Origin of the sequence: Rhizobium sp. G21 (assembly GCF_014158035.1) — a bacterium.
In the GTDB taxonomy this organism is placed as follows: domain Bacteria; phylum Pseudomonadota; class Alphaproteobacteria; order Rhizobiales; family Rhizobiaceae; genus Rhizobium_E.
This window is the reverse complement of record NZ_JACFXW010000001.1, coordinates 3,568,599-3,587,157: the sequence shown is the minus strand read 5'-3', so window position 1 is coordinate 3,587,157 and position 18,559 is coordinate 3,568,599. Positions and strand designations below refer to the sequence as shown.

At 63.0% G+C, this 18,559-nt stretch carries 11 protein-coding genes and 7 pseudogenes; 7 read left to right on the top strand and 11 right to left on the bottom strand.

The window, feature by feature from the left end; translation table 11 throughout:
* Positions 1-22: 22 nt before the first annotated feature.
* The 3 genes and pseudogenes from H2O14_RS17860 to H2O14_RS17850 form a co-directional block, all read right to left on the bottom strand.
* Positions 23-814: a transglutaminase family protein gene (locus tag H2O14_RS17860; RefSeq protein WP_182828704.1), complete on the bottom strand. Its 792-nt coding sequence runs from the start codon at positions 812-814 to the stop codon at positions 23-25.
* Positions 815-822: 8 nt separating this feature from the next.
* Positions 823-1,764 carry an alpha-E domain-containing protein gene (locus H2O14_RS17855; RefSeq protein WP_182829427.1) on the bottom strand — a complete coding sequence of 314 codons (942 nt, stop codon included), beginning with the start codon at positions 1,762-1,764 and terminating at the stop codon, positions 823-825.
* A 6-nt stretch (positions 1,765-1,770) separates the two neighbouring features.
* Positions 1,771-3,179 (bottom strand): annotated as a pseudogene (locus H2O14_RS17850) (circularly permuted type 2 ATP-grasp protein).
* Between the two features lie 331 nt (positions 3,180-3,510).
* Between H2O14_RS17850 and H2O14_RS17845 the strand changes: the two are divergent.
* From H2O14_RS17845 to H2O14_RS17830, 4 genes are all read left to right on the top strand, one after another.
* The gene (locus H2O14_RS17845; protein ID WP_246697433.1) at positions 3,511-4,158 is read left to right on the top strand and encodes a sigma-70 family RNA polymerase sigma factor; all 648 of its coding nucleotides are present in this window, start codon (positions 3,511-3,513) and stop codon (positions 4,156-4,158) included.
* The gene (locus H2O14_RS17840; protein WP_182828703.1) at positions 4,155-4,808 is read left to right on the top strand and encodes a ChrR family anti-sigma-E factor; all 654 of its coding nucleotides are present in this window, start codon (positions 4,155-4,157) and stop codon (positions 4,806-4,808) included. Before H2O14_RS17845 ends, H2O14_RS17840 begins: the two co-directional genes overlap by 4 nt.
* A gap of 143 nt (positions 4,809-4,951) precedes the next feature.
* Entirely contained in the window at positions 4,952-5,593 is a 642-nt protein-coding gene (locus H2O14_RS17835) for a flavin reductase family protein (protein ID WP_182828702.1), read from the top strand.
* A gap of 70 nt (positions 5,594-5,663) precedes the next feature.
* Entirely contained in the window at positions 5,664-6,548 is an 885-nt protein-coding gene (locus tag H2O14_RS17830) for a DMT family transporter (protein WP_182828701.1), read from the top strand.
* A gap of 6 nt (positions 6,549-6,554) precedes the next feature.
* On the opposite strand, the pseudogene H2O14_RS17825 reads toward H2O14_RS17830, so the two are convergent.
* From H2O14_RS17825 to ftrA, 3 pseudogenes are all read right to left on the bottom strand, one after another.
* Positions 6,555-7,366, bottom strand: a pseudogene (locus tag H2O14_RS17825) (endonuclease/exonuclease/phosphatase family protein).
* A gap of 57 nt (positions 7,367-7,423) precedes the next feature.
* A pseudogene (locus H2O14_RS17820) lies at positions 7,424-8,868 on the bottom strand (phospholipase D-like domain-containing protein).
* Positions 8,869-9,014: 146 nt separating this feature from the next.
* Positions 9,015-9,979 (bottom strand): annotated as a pseudogene (ftrA, locus tag H2O14_RS17815) (transcriptional regulator FtrA).
* Positions 9,980-10,062: 83 nt separating this feature from the next.
* Between ftrA and H2O14_RS17810 the strand changes: the two are divergent.
* Positions 10,063-10,458 (top strand): rhodanese-like domain-containing protein, encoded by a 396-nt coding sequence (locus H2O14_RS17810; protein ID WP_182828700.1) that lies wholly within the window; start codon positions 10,063-10,065, stop codon positions 10,456-10,458.
* 54 nt (positions 10,459-10,512) lie between these two features.
* Here H2O14_RS17810 and H2O14_RS17805 read toward each other — a convergent pair whose 3' ends face one another.
* Both H2O14_RS17805 and H2O14_RS17800 read right to left on the bottom strand, forming a co-directional pair.
* Positions 10,513-10,818, bottom strand: a complete 306-nt coding sequence (locus tag H2O14_RS17805; protein ID WP_182828699.1) for a hypothetical protein — start codon at positions 10,816-10,818, stop codon at positions 10,513-10,515.
* A 146-nt stretch (positions 10,819-10,964) separates the two neighbouring features.
* A pseudogene (locus H2O14_RS17800) lies at positions 10,965-13,278 on the bottom strand (NADP-dependent malic enzyme).
* Between the two features lie 400 nt (positions 13,279-13,678).
* Here H2O14_RS17800 and H2O14_RS17795 point away from each other — a divergent pair.
* Positions 13,679-14,230 carry a LuxR C-terminal-related transcriptional regulator gene (locus H2O14_RS17795; protein ID WP_182828698.1) on the top strand — a complete coding sequence of 184 codons (552 nt, stop codon included), beginning with the start codon at positions 13,679-13,681 and terminating at the stop codon, positions 14,228-14,230.
* Positions 14,231-14,254: 24 nt separating this feature from the next.
* On the opposite strand, the gene H2O14_RS17790 is transcribed toward H2O14_RS17795, so the two are convergent.
* From H2O14_RS17790 to H2O14_RS17785, 3 genes and pseudogenes are all read right to left on the bottom strand, one after another.
* Positions 14,255-16,288: a response regulator gene (locus tag H2O14_RS17790; RefSeq protein ID WP_281410032.1), complete on the bottom strand. Its 2,034-nt coding sequence runs from the start codon at positions 16,286-16,288 to the stop codon at positions 14,255-14,257.
* Between the two features lie 87 nt (positions 16,289-16,375).
* Positions 16,376-16,609 (bottom strand): annotated as a pseudogene (locus tag H2O14_RS29480) (hypothetical protein); the annotation flags it as partial.
* A 173-nt stretch (positions 16,610-16,782) separates the two neighbouring features.
* A pseudogene (locus H2O14_RS17785) lies at positions 16,783-18,033 on the bottom strand (PAS domain-containing protein); the annotation flags it as partial.
* 336 nt (positions 18,034-18,369) lie between these two features.
* Here H2O14_RS17785 and H2O14_RS17780 point away from each other — a divergent pair.
* Positions 18,370-18,546, top strand: a complete 177-nt coding sequence (locus H2O14_RS17780; RefSeq protein WP_182828695.1) for a hypothetical protein — start codon at positions 18,370-18,372, stop codon at positions 18,544-18,546.
* Positions 18,547-18,559 lie beyond the last annotated feature (13 nt).

Below are 18,559 nucleotides of genomic sequence, written 5' to 3'. Positions count from 1 at the left end.
ATTGAAAATCTGTGTGAAGGGATTACTGCTCGACCGTCACATTGACGATGATCATCTCCGGCGACGTTCCGAGCCTCATGCCCGACACCGGCGCGGTGTCGGTATAGTCCAGACCGCTGGCGACGCGGACATAGCGCTCGTCGGGGCAGATCTTGTTGGCGGCGTCGAAGCCGACCCAGCCGAGGCCGTCGACATGGGCTTCAGCCCATGCATGGCTGGCGGCGGCCATGTCGGAACCGTCCAGCATGTAACCGGAGACGTAGCGGGCCGGCAGGCCGATCAGCCGCGCGGCCGCGATGAAGACATGAGCGTGATCCTGGCAGACGCCCGCCCCGAGTTCGAGAGCCTGTTCGGCCGTCGTCTCGGACGTCGTGACGCCCTTCTTATAGGCCACCGCGTCATGGATAGCCGCCATCAGCGAATGCGTGCGAGCGAGATCGCTGTCGCCCTCAATGCCCTTGGCGAGATCGCGCACCAGTTTGCCGGGCTTGGCGAGCGTCGTTTCACGCCGGAACAGCCAGAGCGGCGCATGGCCCTTGTGCGGCCCGAAGACGCCGTGCAACTCCTCCGTCTCCACCTCGCCCTGCGCCATGATGCGGATGGATGTCTGACCTTCGATGACGCTGACCAGTTCGACGCGATTGCCGAAGTGATCGTCGTAGAATGCCTGGTGCCCGGCGCCCGTGACCAGCGTCTGCCAGGCCAGCACTCTCTGGCCCGGCCAGTCCCGAGGCGTCAGCCTGAGTCGTTGCAGCGCGAACTCCACCGGCTCATCATAGTTGTATTCCGTCATGTGGCTGATTTTCAGGCGCATGTCTCAACTCACTTGTAGAACCGGTAACCGTCGCTGATCTCGCTGGCCAGCGTGTCGTTGGACAGGATGAAGTCTTCGAGGAACTCGTGCAGTCCCTGGTCCATGATCTCGTCGATCGAGGTGGTCAGCAACATGTTGCGCGTGCGCGCCGCCGTATCATGCGCCGCGACCTGGCTGCCGTAATCCCGCGCGAGATGGGCGAGATTGGAATTGATCTGCTCGTAGCAGAAGGCGAGCGACCGCGGCATGCGCCGGTTGAGGATCAGGAAATGGGCGATGTTGGACGGCTTGTATTCCGCGTCATAGACCCAGGAATAGGAGCGGAAGGCCGACACCGACCGCAGGATCGACTGCCAGTGAAAATTGTCCATGGCGCCGCCGACATGCAGGAGCGACGGCAGCAACACGTAATATTTGACGTCGAGAATGCGCGCGGTGTTGTCTGCCCGTTCGATGAACGAGCCGAGCATGGCGAAATTGTAGAGTTCGTCGCGCAACTGCGTGCCGGAAAAAGCGCCGCGCATATGCGCGACCCGACGCTTGATGGCGTCGATGACGTCGGGCAGCGTGGCGTGCGTCACCTTTCTCGCCAGCACGGTCTTCAGTTCGAGCCAGGTCTCGTTGATGCTTTCCCAGGCTTCGCGGGTCAGCGCAGTGCGCACCATGCGGGCGTTGTTGCGGCCGAATTCCAGGCAGTTGATCACCGAAGACGGATTGGTCTTGTCGCGCATGAGAAAATCCATCGCGTCGGCGCCGGACAGTTTCTCATATTTGGCGGCGTAGAGTTCGCGGACGCCGGCGCTCTGCAGCACGCCGTCCCAATCGTCTTCGCTTTCGGTGGAGCGCGTCAGCGACATGCGGAAACCGGCGTCGATGAGGCGGGCGGTGTTTTCGGCGCGTTCCAGATAGCGGGACATCCAGAACAGGCCGTTCGCGGTTCTTCCGAGCATCATCGATCAGTCCTCCAGCACCCAGGTGTCTTTCGTGCCGCCGCCCTGGCTGGAATTGACCACCAGCGAGCCTTTCTTGAGCGCGACGCGGGTCAACCCGCCGGGGATGATATGCACCTTGTCCGACACCAGCACGTAAGGCCGGAGGTCGACATGCCGGGGCGCGATGCCCTTCTTGACCATGATCGGAACGGTGGACAGCGACAGCGTCGGCTGGGCGATGTAGTTGCCTGGCTTGGATTTCAGCTTTTCGGCGAAGAGCGCGATCTCCTTGCGGGTCGCGGTGGGCCCGACCAGCATGCCGTAGCCGCCCGAACCATGCACTTCCTTCACCACCAATTCGGGCAGATGCTCCATCACATATTTGAAGCTGTCGGCCTCCGAACAGCGCCAGGTCGGCACGTTTTCGAGGATCGCCTTGCGGCCGGTATAGAATTCGACGATTTCTGGCATATAGGAGTAGATGGCCTTGTCGTCGGAAATGCCGGTGCCCGGCGCATTGGCGATGGTGACGTTGCCGGCGCGATAGACGTCCATGATGCCGGCGACGCCCAGACAGGAGTCCGGCCGGAAGGTCAGCGGATCGAGGAAGTCGTCATCGACGCGCCGATAGATCACGTCGACCGATTCATAGCCTTGCGTGGTGCGCATGCACACCTTGCCGTCGATGACGCGAAGGTCGGACCCCTCGACGAGCTCGGCGCCCATCTGGTCGGCGAGAAAGGCGTGTTCGTAATAGGCGGAGTTGAAGATGCCGGGGTCAGCACCACCACCCTCGGCTTGCCTTTGCAACCCGGAGGCGCGAGCGCATCGAGGCTCTGGCGCAGCTGCGTCGGATAGTCCTCGACCGGGCGCACCCGGACCTTGTGGAACAGATCCGGGAACATCTGCATCATGGTTTCCCGGTCTTCCAGCATATAGGACACGCCGGACGGCGTCCGCGCATTGTCTTCCAGCACGTAGAACTGGTCTTCGCCGGTGCGGACGATGTCGGTGCCGATGATGTGGGTATAGACGCCGCCGGGCGGCCGCATGCCGATCATCTGCGGCAGAAAGGCCGAATTCTTTTCGATCAGGTCGCGCGGGATTCGGCCCGCCTTGATGATCTCCTGCTTGTGATAGATGTCCTCGAGAAAGGCGTTGAGCGCCAGCACGCGCTGTTCGATGCCCAGGGCCAGCTTGCGCCATTCCTTGCCGGAAATGATGCGCGGAATGAGGTCGAAGGGGATCAGCTTTTCGGTGGCGTCTTCATGGCCGTAAACGGCGAAAGTGATGCCTGTGCGTCGAAAAATGTTCTCCGCATCCCTCGCCTTCGCCGCCAGATAGGCCGGGTCCTGCTCGTTGAACCAATCAAAGTATTTGCGGTAAGGCTCTCGCGGATTGCCCTCCGCGTCGATCATTTCGTCGAACGCCAAATCTCAATTCCCCGTTTATTGTTCAGGCATTTGAAACCAATGTCGGAAGCAATGCAAGAAGCATGCGCAGTCCCGTCTGCGTATTTTTTGCGTGCTTTATCGCCACGGCTCCAGCGCTGCTCAATTGAAGGGCATGAAACCGGAGCGAGAATTAGGCATATGCGTAAAACAGCGGCAGCGCCGCTGGAGCGGTCCGGTGTGGAAATTCCACATCCGCCCCGGTTTGTCGCGGCTTTGGCTTCGCAGCCGTTTGCCAGCCCGCCGAAGATGAATTACTTAACCTTGATATACAGCCCGTGATCCGCGCTTCCGGCTCCGGCGTAAGAGAGGCATGAATGAGATCAGAACCATCCCGGCCACGCGGCCCGACCAACGCGCATCCAAGGCCTCTTATATGGTAGCGGCCGGGGATCGAGACGCCATGTCGCCGCCCGAGGAACTCGCGGCGTTGATGCGGCGGGTTGCGGAGAACAGGGACATGCAGGCTTTTGCCGCGCTGTTTCGCTTCTACGCGCCGCGACTGAAGTCCTTTCTCATGCGGCAGGGCTTTACGGATGTGGAGAGCGAAGACCTGATCCAGGAGAGCATGCTGAACCTTTGGAGGCGAGCCGAAAGTTTCGATCCGTCCAAAGCGGGGGTATCGACCTGGATCTTCACCATCGCCCGCAATTGCGGCATCGACCGGCGGCGGCGCACGTCGCGGCTCGTTTCGACGCCTGTAGAGCCCGATGTCAACGAGCCCGACACCGACCCGTCCGCCGAAGAGCGGCTGATCGGCTGGCAGGACGAGACGGCGGTGCGCGCGGCGATCGCCCGACTGCCGGAAGAGCAGGCGACGGTGATCCGCATGTCGTTTTATTCGGAGAATCCCCAGGCCGAAATCGCGCAGATCCTCGGCATTCCCCTGGGCACGGTGAAATCTCGGGTGAGGCTTGCCTTGCAGCGCCTGCGCCAAATGATGATGGAAGACGCAAAATGACGATTACGCATCACGCCAGTGATGATCTGCTGCTGAGCTTCGCCGCGGGCAAACTCAGCCCTGCGCCTGCGCTGGTGCTCCAGAGCCACCTGGCGATGTCGCGAGACAGCAACAAGCGGCTCGCCGAGTTCGAAAGGCTCGGCGGCGCGCTTCTCGACGAACAACCGATGACGGATGTGTCGCCCGATCTCTTCGAGCGCATGTTGGGCAAGCTCGCGGCCCCCTCCTCCGCCGAGCCGATTTCCCTTGGCTACGATCACCGCGGCCTCGACATGGGCGTCGACATTCCGGCTCCCTTGAGCGAGCGAAAGATCGGCAAGTGGAAATGGGTCGCGCCCGGGATGCGCTTCGCGAAAGTCGAGGTTCCGGAGGATCCTACCTACAACGTCGTTCTTCTGCGCATCGGCGCCGGCAAGGCGTTGCCCAAGCATGGACATACCGGCACTGAACTGACGCTTGTCCTGAAAGGCGCCTTCAGCGATGAAAACGGCCGTTACGGCCGCGGCGATCTGGAAGAAGAGGATGATGACGGCGATCACCAGCCGCGAGTCGAGATGGATGGCGAATGCATCTGTCTCGCCGCCATCGAGGGACAGATGATCCCGCATGGCTGGATCGCCCGCGTGATGCAACCTTTCGTCGGCATCTGAGCCTGTTCTCCCACCACGCTTCCTCCCCGGCCGCCTCGTGCGGCCGATTTTTTTTGGCCCGTCTCTTGCTTGCAGACATGTGGCGTCGACGCATCCGAAGGCGGGATGGCGCCGCCTGACGCTCGAGACTGGAGGGACGCCACATGTCGCCACGCGATCCGATCGGGGATGACGCGCCGCGCACCCAATTCGACTTTACGACGATTTCCGCGCGCGAGCGCTATAAGCTGATGATCGGCGCCATTATCCCGCGGCCGATCGCGCTGGTGACGACGATCGATGAAACGGGGCGACACAATGCGGCTCCCTTCAGCTTCTTCAACTGCCTGTCCGCAGATCCGCCGATTCTCGCGATCGGCGTGGAGAACAATCCCGATATGTCCTTCAAGGACACCGCGCAGAATATTCGCATGACGGAAGTCTTCACCGTCAACATCGTGTCCTTCGCGATGGCGGAGGCGATGCATGTCTGCGGCGCTAAATATCCGCGCGGCGAGGATGAACTGAAGGCTGCCGGCCTGACCGCCGCGCCCGGCGTCAAGGTCGCCTCGCCCTGGATCAGGCAAGCGCCGGCCGCCTTCGAATGTCGCCGGCATGTGACGCTGGAGCTCGGCAAATCCCGCCAGATCATTCTGGGAGAAATTCTCTACGCGCATTTTCGGGATGGCCTGGTCGACGACAAACTCCATGTCGATCCCGCGGGCGTCGATGCGATCGCCCGGCTGGGCGGCGACACTTGCGCCACGATCCGGGACCGCTTCGACATGTTGACCCCGAAATTCTGACATCGCGGCTTGCGCCGCCTGAGGGCTTCCTTTAACCGAACCCGCGAGTTCCCATCGCCGGAGTTTGCCCGTGCCCCTCGAGCGCATCGCGCCCGCATTGTTTGTCCTGCTCTGGTCCTCGGGCTGGATCGCCCCGGTCTACGGCAGTTGGCATTCGACGGCGGAGCTGTTTCTGACCGTGCGCTTCGGCCTGGCCGCGCTGGCCTTTGCCATACTCAGCATCGCCATGGGCGCCGCCTGGCCGAAAAGCCCCCGCGCCATCCTGCACGGGCTCGTTTCCGGCGCGCTGATGCATGGCTGCTATCTCGGCGGCGTGTGGTGGGCGATTTTTCATGGCGTGCCGGCTTCGGTGTCCGGCGTCATCGCCGCGCTGCAGCCGCTGATGACGGCGGCGCTGGGGCCCTGGCTGGTCAAGGAGCGGCTGAGCCCCATTCAGCTTGCCGGCCTGGTTCTCGGCTTCGCCGGCATCCTGATTGCGCTCGTGCCGAGTTTCGAAAACGTCGAGCCCGGTATGCTCGCGGCGCGGATCGTCCCGATCGCCATCAACGTCACTGCGATGCTGGGCGTCGTCTTCGGCACGCTCTATCAGAAACGCTTCGTGACCGGCGGCGACATGCGCACCACCGCGGTCTGGCAATATCTCGGCGCCGTGATGATCGTCGGACCCCTGGCGCTGTTCGGCGAGGAAACCCGTTTCGACGGCAGCCTGGAACTCTGGCTGGTCATCGCCTGGTCGGTGATCGTGCTGTCGATGGGCGGCGTCGGCCTGCTGCTCTATATGATCCGGCGCGGCCAGGTGTCGCGCGCCGCCTCGCTGATCTATCTGATGCCGCCGGCGGTGGCGGTCGAGAGCTTCATCTTTCTCGGCGAACCGCTCGGTCCCTACATGATCATCGGGACCGTGGTCGTGGTGTTCGGCGTCTGGCTGGCGGGACGCAAACCCGCCGCAACCTGAGGTTGACTACACAGAAACTGGCGACGGCAGCGTCAGCGCCGCCTTGATCGGCAGATGATCCGACGCAACCCGCGCCAACGGACTGTCATGCACGACCACATCGCTCACCAGCCCGGGACGGTCGGCGATGATCCGGTCGAGCGCCAGGAATGGCAGCCGCGCCGGAAAACTGGGCGCGGGCTGCGGCAGATGGCCGAAAGCGTCGCGGAAGGCGTTCAGCGCCGATTTCGACCCCAGCCGCCATTCGTTGAAGTCGCCCATCAGCACGGTCGGCCTCGACGCATGTTCGGCCATGATGGCGATCAGCCGCCGCGCCTGTATCAGCCGGGAGCGGCCCAACAGCCCCAGATGGGCGGCGATGATGCGAAGGCTGCGCCCGCCTTCGAGATCGATGTCGGCTAGCAGCGCGCCGCGCGGTTCGAGCCCCGGCAGATGCAGTTCATGCACCGCGCTGACCATTCTCTTCTTCACCAGCACGATATTGCCGTGCCAGCCATGCGCCGCCGTGGCGCGGCTGAGCGGCACCGGGGTCAGGCCGCAATCCTGCTCCAGCCGCGAGAGATTGAGAAGCCCCTTGCGCTCGCCGAAGCGGGTGTCGACCTCCTGGAGCGCGATGATGTCGGGCGCGATCTCGGCGATGACGTCGACGATGCGGTTGGGGTCGCGCTTGCGGTCTCCCCGACCCCTTTATGGGTGTTGTAGGAAGCTACGATCAACTGCTCCTCGCCGACGCGCGGCAGCGCCGGCGCAATGACGGGGCGGCTCTTGCGATTTTTCCAGGCGGTGAGGATCATGGCGTCGTCATTCCAAATGGTCATTATCAGAGAACGCAGCCCGGGACGTTGCGGTTTCCGGCTGCAGTGTCGCAGACCTCTCTAAAGATAGGGTGACGCGAGCCAAACCACCTTTTCCGCCAGACGATAGGCCAGCGGGCGATCGCGGATGTCGGTCAGCCTGAGTTCGTGCGCCTGCCCCAAGGCTGCGTCGACACGGCTCTCGATCTCGGCGGCGAACCGGCTGTCGAGAACTTCGAGATCGACCTCGAAATTCAGCCGCATCGAGCGCGGGTCCATATTGGACGTGCCGACATAGGACCAAACGCCGTCGATGGTCATCAGCTTGGAATGATTGAACATGCCGCCGACGCGCCAGACGTGGCAGCCGTGTTTCACCACCTGATCGAACTGCGCCATCATGGCGAGATCGACGAGCCGGAGATTGTTTTCCTGCGGCACGAGAATGTCGATGCGCACCCCCGCCTGGCGGCGGTGGCGAAAGCGCTGACCATTTCCCGGTCGGGAAGGAAATAGGGCGACATGACGCGCACATGCTTTTGCGCCACCGACAGCGCGCCGATGATGACGTTGCGATTGGTCTCGATCGAGCCATCCGGCCCGGATGAAACGACGCGCATATAGGTCGGCTCGATCTCTTTCAGACCGTTGCGGGCGATCGGCGCCAGGCGTTCGCCGGTGGCGAAATGCCAATCTTCCGACGCTACCGCGAAGAGGTCGCGCACCACCGGTCCGGTCACCCGGAAATGCGTGTCATGCGCGCTCTCGTCGCCGGCAAACTCGGTGGTGAACGCTTCGCGGATGTTCATGCCGCCGGTGAAAGCAAGGTCGTCGTCGATGACGACGATCTTCCGGTGGGTGCGGAGATTGGCATAGGGCATTCTCAACCCCATGATGACATTGCCGTTGAAGCTCCGCGCATACAGGCCGCGCTGGCGGAGATAGTTGACGATGCTCGGGAAGGAATAACGCGCGCCGACCGCGTCGATCAGCACCCGCACCTCCACGCCGCGCGCCTTGGCGGCGAGAAGTCTGTCGGCGACGCGACGGCCGATCTCGTCATTGTCGAAAATATAGCTTTCGAGCAGAACCGAATGCTGGGCGGCGTCGATGGCCTCAATGATCTCGCGATAGGCGCGGTCGCCGTTTTCCAGCATGGCGATGGTGTTGCCCGAGGTCATATAGAAGCGAGTGATGGCGTCGCCCAACCGGTTGAGCGCGCCATAGGGCTGCCCGAATTCGGCGACGATGCGGTTGGGCGACAGCGCATGTTCATGGATCTGCTTGTCGAAGCGACGATGGCCGGATTTGCGATTGGCCAGCGCCTTGTGGCGAATGCGGTTGACCCCCGCCACCAGATAGAGGCCGGCGCCGAGAAGCGGCGACAGCAGGATGACGCCGACCCAGCCGATCGCGGCGCGGGCGTCTTCCTTGGTCATGGCCGCATGCGCCGCCGCAACGGCGCCGGCGGCGATGGAGATGACGAACAGGAGATGCGGCCAGTAATCTCTGAAGATGTCTAACATTCAGGCCCATGGGCGAGAGGAAGTCCCGGAGGAACATAGGATTGCCGTCTCGCAGCATCAAGCATGCGCAGCGAGACGCCTCATAACGCGCCACGACGATGCTTGGTTCGGCAATTCCGGTGGTGGTAAGTGTTTTTCGCGCCCGATCATGCGGAGACCGAAAAGCGCGCCCGATAGTCCGCCGGACTGACGCCGAGCCGACGACGGAAATGATGGCGCAGCGCATGTCCGCCGCCGAAGCCCAGCAGGACGGCGATCTCGTCGACGCTTTCGCGACCGCGGATCAACCGTTCCTTGGCCTGCTCCACCCGCTCCGCGACGATCCAGTCGCCCGGAGAGACGCCCGTCGCGTCGCGGAACCGGCGGACGAAGGTCCGCTCGCTCATCCGGCAATATTCGGCCATGCGGGAAATCGTCCAAGCGGAGGCCGGTTCTGCTCGGATGGCGTCGAGCAGCGGCGCGATCTCGACGCCCTCGCGGCGCGGAACCGGGCGTTCGAGAAACTGCGCCTGCCCGCCGCTGCGATGCGCCGGCATCACAAGCCGCCGCGCCACGGAATTAGCCGCATCCGGGCCGAAATCCCGCCGGACGATCTCGATCATCAGATCGATGCCCGCGGCGCTGCCGGCCGAGGTGAACAGGCGGCCATGTTCGCGATAGAGCGAGGCGGCGTCGACCTCGATCTCTGGATAGGCCTTGCCCAGCGCCTCGGCATAGCGCCAATGCGTCGCCGCAACGCCGCCGTCGAGAAGCCCGGTGGCGGCGAGCACGAAGGCGCCCGAGCAGATCGAGGCGAGTAGCGCGCCGCGCGCATGCGCCGCCCTCAACCGCGCGATCAGATCATCCGGCACCGGGACCCCCGCCCCTTTCCAGCCGGGCGCGATGATGAGATCGGCCTCGTCGATCAGATGGCTGTTGTCCTCAGTCTGGATGAGAAAGCCGCCATGGGCGCGGAGCGGCCCCGGCTCGATGGCGCAACTGGCGTAGCGATACCAGCCCTCCCCATCTCCGGCCGCGACAGTCCGAAAATCTCGGCGACGATGCCGAATTCGAAGGTGCAGAGCCCATCATAGACGAGGGCGACGACGAGAGGACCTGAGGTGTTTGGCATGATCTTTACGTATATTGTCTATCACGCCAATTGCAAGCGAGACGGCGAAACGGGCATGATCCGGTCAACCAAAGGAGCCGCCCATGACCACCGCCGTGACCGAGATCCCGCCCGCCTCGCCTGAAGCCGCGATCGCCCATTTTTCTGAAGAATTCACCTTCGAGACCGATTGCTGGGACGTGCATGACTCGCTGGCGCGGGGAGCCGATTTCGTGCTGCTCGATGTCCGCTCTCCCGCGCTGTTCGCCAGGAGTCATTTGCCCGGCGCGATCAATCTGCCGCATGGCAAGATCACGCAAAACCGGATGGCGGAATGGCCGCAAGAAACGATCTTCGTCGCCTATTGCGCCGGCCCGCATTGCAACGGCGCGGCTCGCGGCGCGCTCAGGCTCGCACGTCTGGGCAGGCCGGTGAAGATCATGGCCGGCGGCCTAACCGGCTGGATCGACGAAGGGTTCGAGCTGCAGACGGGCGAGTGACCCTCGGTTGCGCGGGAGCCGCCAACTGCGGCTCCGATCGTCACGCCGCGCGGGTCAGATGCCGGACCCGTCCAGTTCCTCGTCATCCTTGCCCTTCCAGGGTGCGGGAAAAGCGAGGCTACCGAGTTCGGCCGATGGCAGCGGCATCCAGCATTTCAATTCCGGTTCGGCATATTCGATGATCCGGCCAGGCGCGGAGTCCGAAGACCGCCAGGCTTCGCCCCCATACTGATCACCCTTCGACCAATAGGCGAGATCGACCGCGCCCGGCCCCTGCTCGGTGGCGCGAATGGTCACCAGAATGCGGCTGCCATCCCTCGGCGCGCTCCGCATATGCCGCCAGCGATCAAGTGCCTCCATGACATCCTCCTCTCATGCTTTGCGGGAGAGTGTCGCGCCTGGGAGAGCGGGGGTCAATGCGAAGTTGGTGGAATAACGGGATGACGGCTGACGTGATCAGTATCTGTAGATGAGGGGACGCCGCTCGCGCGGCGTCCCCTCATCGATCAAGCCTTGTTCGTCGCCTCGACCACCGCGAGCGCGGCCATGTTGACCACGCCGCGCGAGGTCACCGAGGTCGAGAGAATATGGGCGGGCAGCGCCGCGCCCAGCAGGATCGGGCCGACATGCAGCGCGTCCATCATGGTCCGGACGATGCCGAGCGAGATATTGGCCGCGTCGAGATTGGGGAAGACCAGCAGATTGGCTTCGCCCGTCAGGGTCGAATTGGGCATGGCGCGTTTGCGCAGCGCTTCGTTCAGCGCCGAGCCGCCCTGCATTTCACCATCGACTTCGAGATCGGGGCGCGTTCGCGCACAAGGGCCAGGGCCTCGCGCATCTTGCTGGCGCTTTCGGAATCGCGCGAGCCAAAATTGGAATGCGCGAGCAGCGCCGCCTTGGGCGCGATGTTGAAGCGCCGCATCTCCTCGGCCGCCAGCACCGTCATCTCGGCGACTTCCGCCGCCGTCGGATTATGCGTCACGAAAGTGTCGGCGAAGAACAGCGCGCCACTCTGGGCGGTGATCAGCAGGCTGAGGCCGGAAAAGGCGCAGGCGCCCTGCTTGCGGCCGATGATCTGCTCGACATCGCGCAGATGCCGGTCGAACTGGCCTTCGAGACCGCAGATCAGGGCGTCGGCGTCGCCGCGCTTGACGGCGAGCGCGCCGATGACCGTATTGTTGGTGCGCACCGTGGTGCGCGCGGCTTCCGGATTGACGCCCTGGCGGCCGACCAGCGAAAAATAGAGATCCGCATAGTCGCGAAAGCGCGGATCGTTTTCAGGATTGACGATGTCGAAGTCTTCGCCCGGCTGGATGCGCAGGCCATAGCGCTTGAGGCGGGTCTCGATGACCTGCGGGCGGCCGACCAGCACCGAACGGGCGATGTTTTCTTCCTTCATCACCTGGGCGGCGCGCAGCACGCGCTCGTCTTCGCCTTCGGCGAAGATCACCCGCGTCTGCGGCGCGGCCTTGGCGGCGGCGAAGACCGGCTTCATGACGAAACCGGAGCGGAACACGAAGCGGTTCAGCTGATCGAGATAGGCTTCGTAATCCTGGATCGGCCGGGCGGCGACGCCGGTTTCCTCGGCGGCCTTGGCCACAGCCGGCGCGATGCGCAGGATGAGCCGCTGGTCGAAGGGCGACGGGATCAGATAGTCGGGCCCGAAGATCGGCGTTTCGCCCGAATAGGCGCGGGCGGCGACATCCGAGGGCTCTTCGCGGGCAAGGCCGGCGATCGCCTTCACCGCCGCCATCTTCATGGCTTCGTTGATGGTGCGCGCGCCGCAATCCAGCGCGCCGCGGAAGATATAGGGGAAGCAGAGGACGTTGTTGACCTGGTTGGGGAAATCCGAGCGCCCGGTGCAGATCATCGCGTCCGGCCTGACGGCGCGGGCCTCTTCCGGCATGATTTCCGGATTGGGATTGGCCAGCGCCATGATCAGCGGCTTTTCGGCCATCTGGCTGAGAAGCTCCGGCTTCAACACGCCGGCGGCGGACAGGCCGAGGAACACGTCGGCGCCGCCGATGGAATCGGCCAGCACGCGCTTGTCGCTGTCCTGCGCATAGACGGACTTCCAGGGGTCCATCAGGACTTCGCGGCCCTTGTAGACGAGACCCTCGATATCGTGGACCCAGATGTTCTCGCGCTGCGCGCCGAGTTCGACCAGCAGATTGAGGCAGGCGAGCGCGGCCGCCCCCGCGCCCGACGCGACGATCTTGACCTTGGCGATGTCCTTGCCGGCCAGTTCCAGCCCGTTGAGGATGGCGGCGGCGACGATGATGGCGGTGCCGTGCTGGTCGTCATGGAACACCGGGATATTCATCTTGGCGCGCAGCTGGCGTTCGACTTCGAAACATTCCGGCGCCTTGATATCCTCGAGATTGATGCCGCCGAAGGTCGGCTCGAGCGCAGAGATCACCTGCACCATCTCGTCGATCTCGGGCGCGTCGATCTCGATGTCGAAAACGTCGACGCCGGCGAACTTCTTGAACAGGACGGCCTTGCCTTCCATGACCGGTTTGGAGGCGAGCGGCCCGATATTGCCCAGCCCCAGAACCGCCGTGCCGTTGGAAACCACCGCCACCAGATTGGCGCGCGAGGTGTAATCGGCTGCGGCCGCCGGATCGTCCTTGATGGCGAGACAGGGCGCGGCCACCCCGGCGAATAAGCGAGCGCGAGGTCGCGCTGGTTGCCGAGCGGCTTGATGGCCTGGATCTCGAGCTTACCCGGACGCGGATAGCGGTGGAAGAACAGCGCCTGCTCGGCGAGATCGGCCGAAGCCGGAAGCTGCTGCGGCGTGGTGGGGTTGTTTTCGCTCATCAAATCGAATCCCGTCTTTGGAGCCCCGACCTTTAGAGCATGCCGCAAACAAATGGAAATATTTCGCATCGCCTTCTCTCAGGCCCGACGCGGGCGCGTCTGCTCAAGCCTCGGCGCGAATATCATGATTTTCCCGACATTTATCCGCAATCGATCCATACAAGACGCTTTAACCGGAGATTGAATTCCTATAAAGAACCAATAAGATACTAGGAAAAACTCTACAGCCTATTTTAGAAGTAGATTTTCCTAATTTGACAAAAATCAATTCCAGGCGGACGGGAATGATCAGGGACGCTTTTTTCGAGACATCAGCCGGAGTCTGATGGACCGATGGGTCGAAAATCATCCATCACAGACGGAGGATCCCGAGAGCGTTCTCATCGGGATCGAAGCGCGCATGACACTGAAAATGCGCCTGTTTGTGCTCATGCTGGAGGGGATGGACCCCCTCGTCTGGAACCTGCGGCTGATACGCGGGGCGGGACCTTTCTCCTCCTTCCTGAGGGAGACCGATCTTCCACAATCCGGCCCGCTCGGCGCCTTCGAAGACCATGTCTATTTGCGCGAACATTTCCTTCCATCGATCGAAAAAAGTCGAGCAAGTGGACAACCGATCATTGAGAGCTGCGTCACGTTCCTGCGCGGATTTCGCCTGTCGCTCGACCGCATCGTACTGCCGCAGAAGAGCGCGACCGCGCCGCGCTGGGCGCTGTGTCTCGAAAACATCCGCACGGTGCGGCAGCCGGTTCCGCAGCTGGAAAATTTGAGTGTGGAAGAATCGATCATCAGCCAGATGCTGCGCGAGGGGCTGACGGCGAAGGAGATCGCCCGCGAGATGGCGGTCTCGCACCGAACGGTGGAGCACCGCATCAGCCAGTTGAAGGATCGCTATAAGGCGCGCAACGTCGCGCATCTCACGGCGATCCTCTGTCAGGACATTCTGGACTGACTGCGCCGGCGGTCGGCGCCGAAATCAGGTGATCGACGCGGCTTCTTCGACGGCGCGGGCCAGATCCTTGGGATCGTAAGGTTTGCGCAGGAGCACCGGCGGGCGCCCCGTCTCGAGCGGGGGCGCGGCATTGTTGCCGGTGGCGAAGACGACGCCGATGCCCGCATCGATCTCCCGAATGCGCCGCGCCAGGTCTTCGCCGCTCATGCCGGGCAGGCCGAGATCGGTCAGAAGTATGTCGAAGCGCCCTTTTTCCATTTGTTCGAGCGCTTCCTCGCCCGATCCGGCTTCCACCACGAAATGGCCGTCGTCGGTCAGCATGTCCACGAGGTCGAGGCGGATGAACGGCTCGTCCTCCACGGCGAGGATGCGGAGCGACACCGATTTCTGCGCCGGCTCGACCGGTTGCGGATCGGGCGGCGCCGGGGTCCCGACCGGCTCGGGGCCGCCGAGGGGCACGGGCGCAATCTTTTCCAGACGCCGGCGAGAGTCGATCATCTGGGCGCGGTTGCCGAGCAGATGCCGGATGCGTCGCGCCAGCGCCTCGCGGCTATAGGGCTTGGACAACAGTTCGACGCCGGGATCGAGCCTCCCGCCATGGACGATGGAGTTCTCGGTATAGCCGGACGTGAACAACACGGCGATATCCGGCAGCCGCTCCTTGGCCTTGCGCGCGAGCTCGGTGCTCTTGAGCGGGCCCGGCATGACGACATCGGTGAACAGGAGATCGATCGGCGCGCCGCTTTCAATAACCGACAGCGCGCTGGCCGCATCGCGCGCCTTCAGCACCCGATAGCCGAGATGGCCGAGAATATCGACGACGGTGGCGCGCACCTCGTCGTCGTCTTCGGCGACGAGAATGGTCTCGGTGCCGCCGCGCGGCGGACCGTGCTCCATGTCGGTCAACAGGTCTTCGGCCTGCATCGATCGCGGCAGGTAAATGCGGATCGTCGTTCCGTGTCCGACTTCGGAATAGATCTTAACATGGCCGCCCGACTGTTTGACGAAGCCATAGACCATCGAAAGGCCCAGCCCGGTGCCCTTGCCCACCGGCTTGGTGGAGAAGAACGGTTCGAACACCCGTTCCAGCACCTCCGGCGGCATGCCGACGCCGGTGTCGGTTACGGCCAGCATGACATATTGCCCCGGCTCGACCTCGGGGTGGTTGCGACAATAGACTTCGTCGATGAAGGCGTTGCCCACTTCGATCGTCAGCTTGCCCTGCCCGTCCATGGCGTCGCGCGCGTTGATCGCGAGGTTGAGAACCGCGTTCTCGATCTGTGTCGGATCAACGAATGTGTTCCAGAGACCGCCGCTGGTGACCGTTTCCACCTCCACGGTCTCACCCAGCGTCCGGCGGAGCATTTCCCCGATGCCCTGGAGGAATCGGCTGATGTTGACGACCTTCGGCTCCAACGGCTGCCGGCGCCCGAAAGCAAGGAGCTGATTGGCGAGTTTCGCGCCGCGATGCACGCCCGCCAGCGCGTTCTGGATGCGCCGCGCCGATTTGTCGTCGGATTGCAGATCCTGGGCGAGCATCTGCAGATTGCCCGAAATGACCTGAAGCAGGTTGTTGAAATCATGCGCGATGCCGCCGGTCAGCTGGCCGATCGCCTCCATCTTCTGCGCCTGGCGCAATTGCTCCTCGGCCTGCTTGAGCGCGAAAGCCTGCTCTTTTTCGGCCGTGACGTCGCGGCCATAGGCGAAGACGAGATTATCCTCGAACGACAATCGCCAGGCGATCCAGCGCGGCGAGCCGTCGATATGGCGCATTCGCGCCTCGATCACCTTGGTGTAGGGCCCGGTCTTGACGTCGGCGAATGTCGCTATGAAGGCGGCGCGATGCTCCGCCGTCACGAAACTCTGGAGAAGATGGGCGTTCACCAGCCTTCCGCTATGGCCGAGAATTGATGTCCAGGCCGGATTGACCGCGCGCACGATTCCGCTCTCGTCGGTGATCAGCAGAATGTCCTGCGAATTGCGCCAGACGCGATCGAGTTCGGCGGTGCGTTGCTCCACCTGACGTTCCAGCGATTCTGCGAATTCTCCCAGCGCCATCTCGGCGCGCCTACGCTCGACGGCGGTGCGGGTCCGCTCGGCGACATCCCGGATCAAGCTGATCTCGTCGGCGGTCCACTCCCGCACATTGCGGTCGTTGACATAGAGAAGCGCGACGACGCCGCCCTGTTCGTTGATCGGCAGGTTGACCATGGAGCGGACGCCGATCGCCTCGAGAGCCTCGACGTGGTTGCGGGTGCGCGGATCCGCGGCGGAATCGGAAAAATGACCGCCTCGCCGCGTTTGAGGTCTTCGATGAAGTCTCCGTAATCGCGGAAATGCACCACGCCGGCGACAGAAGGCACGCCGTCGGCGGTCCAGGCCCTCTCGATGACGATGGTTTCCGCCACCGGGTCGATGGTTCCATATCCGGCGCGACTGAGCTTCAGCGTCTTGCCGAGAATTTCCCCCGCGGCGTAAGCGATGTCGGCGGGATCGTCATGTCGACGGAACCGATCGTTCAACTCGATCAGCGCCAGCCGCCGCCGCTCCTCGTTACGCAGGTCGGTGACGTCGACATTGACGCCGATCATGCCGAGAAAATCCCCGGTCGCATCGAAACGCGGCTTGGCGTTGGTCTGAATAAGCCGCCATGCGCCGGCGGAGTTGCGATAGCGCGCTTCCACCGTAAAACTTCGATGATCCGCCATGGCGGCGGAATATTCGGGATTGATCGCCTCCAGATCATCCGGATGGATGCTCGCCTTCCAGTCGAAAGCCGGCAGTTCGTCCTCCGACACGCCGAGGAAACGCCGTTGAGCCGCGTTGAGGTAGACGAATGCGCCGTCCTTGTCTCCCATCCACAACATCACCGGGGCGCTGTCGGCAATCAATCTGAAGCGCAGTTCGCTCTCGCGCAATTCGTCTTCGGCGCGCTTGCGATGCGTGACGTCATTGCCCTGCATGAAGATGCCGGTGGTCACGCCGAGATCGTCCTGAAGCGGTTCGAGAACGAAGTCGACGAACCGCTCTTGAGCCTCACCCTCGCCGACGGGACGAAAGAAGACGCGCGCATTTTCGCCCACGAACCGCCGGCCGCTGGCAAACACATCGTCCAGAATGTCGATATACCCCTGCTGGACGACCTCCGGCAGCACGTCTTTCACCCGACGGCCGGTCAGGTCCTGACGGCCGATCAAAGCGAGATAGGCCGCGTTGGCGCTTTCGTAGACATGGTCGGGGCCGGACGTCGTCGCCATGAAGCCGGGCGCGCGCTCGAACATCCGCCGCAGTCTCTCGCTTTCGCCGCGGATGCGCTGCTGAGCCATCACCTTCTCGGTCGTCTCGACGACGATGGCGATAACCCCGACCGGCTTGCCGTCTTCGTCGAGCACCGGCGAGTAGTCGAGATCCATGAACACCTGTTCGGGGCGTCCATGGCGATGAAGCGTGAGCTCCTGGTCGCGATAGGCCAGAGTCTTGCCCGCCAGGCCGACCTTCATGACATTGTCGTTGAAATCGGCGACCTCGGGCCAGCCTTCGCGCACTTTCGAGCCGAACAATTGCGGATGCCGGCCGCCCGCGAATACGGAATAGGCGTCGTTGTAAATCATATAGCCGTCTTCGCGCCACAGCATGACGATCGGCACCGGCGATTGCAGAAGAATGCTGCAGGCTGTCTTCAGGCATTGCGGCCAGGTCGGTATCGGCCCGAGAGACGTATTCTCCCAATCGAAACCGGCGAGAAGATCGGCTGCTTTGCCGCCCCCGGACAAAAAGGCGAAATCGGATGCACTATAGTTCATCGAAGCCACCGCGCAGCTTCGGACGAGCGCCGCAGACCGCATTTGCCAGCATCAAACATCCCCACCAACCCTAAACTCAAGAAATTTAGTATCGCCTTCAAGTACTTGCCGCAGAACTCGCATCAACGCCGCCTGTTGCGCATAGTCCCGCGAGACGGACAATGCGGCCGAAACAAGAAGGTTCCCGCGATGGCGTAATTTTTTCGAGGACCGCGCTTTTTACGTGCAACCAGGAGAAGAAACAACCCGTTCGGACTGCGGATGCGTCGGCCCTATCGAGGGAACCCCTCCCCGTACGCAGCGTTCTAGCCACAGGCACTCATGAAGGAGCAGCAGATGGTCGATAAGCCGAGCCAGACGCCAAAGGGACCGGCGAGCAATGTCGTGGATCTCGAAGTCTATCGTCTTCGCCGCGAGGCAAGACGCATTCGTGAACACGGCTTCGATCCGATGCCGCCTCCGCCTCCGGAGGCCGACCCTTCCCAGCCGGTCGAAGGGCAGAGACAGGATTGACTGTAGAGATCAA